Here is a 410-nt window from a genome sequence, read left to right on the forward strand (position 1 = left end):
GGGAGTAATTCGTAGTAGTGTTGAAGTCGCTGGAATGGTAATGAAGCGAAGTGGTTACAAAAAGGTCAAAGCAAATTGGCTAATTAGTGAAGCAGTTCGTAGATACCTTGAACAATTAGAAAATACCACATTAGTTCAGGAAGCTAGGAAGCAGTCTTTATTAGTTAGTAAACAAAAAAACATGGATTATGATATATGGGAAACTAATAGTGATAGTGAAGGATGGATTTATTAATAGAAAGAGGAGATATAGTAATATGTGCTTTAAGTGGTGATTATGGTAAACCAAGACCAGCTGTTGTTATTCAATCAGACTTATTTAACCCCACACACGAGACTTTCCATCTATTTGTGTAAATTCGATTATAGGCACTTAAATTCTCCCTTCGAATTTGATCATAAAATGAGCC

Annotated in this window: 1 protein-coding gene and 1 pseudogene; both read left to right on the forward strand. The window is 34.6% G+C overall.

Going from position 1 to position 410, the window contains the following annotated elements:
* Positions 1–235 (forward strand): annotated as a pseudogene (locus Megvenef_RS09780) (hypothetical protein); the annotation flags it as partial.
* The gene (locus Megvenef_RS09785) at positions 223–357 is read left to right on the forward strand and encodes a type II toxin-antitoxin system PemK/MazF family toxin (protein ID WP_322777718.1); all 135 of its coding nucleotides are present in this window, start codon (positions 223–225) and stop codon (positions 355–357) included. The pseudogene Megvenef_RS09780 and the gene Megvenef_RS09785, both read left to right, overlap by 13 nt.
* The last annotated feature ends 53 nt before the right edge of the window (positions 358–410 follow it).

The sequence above is a fragment of the Candidatus Megaera venefica genome (genome assembly GCF_034554655.1).
GTDB lineage: Bacteria > Pseudomonadota > Alphaproteobacteria > Rickettsiales > Rickettsiaceae > Megaera_A > Megaera_A venefica.

What these genes read in the sequence shown, in the direction of transcription:
- Megvenef_RS09785 (WP_322777718.1), top strand. Translation starts at nt 223, where the DNA reads ATGGATTTATTAATAGAAAGAGGAGATATAGTAATATGTGCTTTAAGT.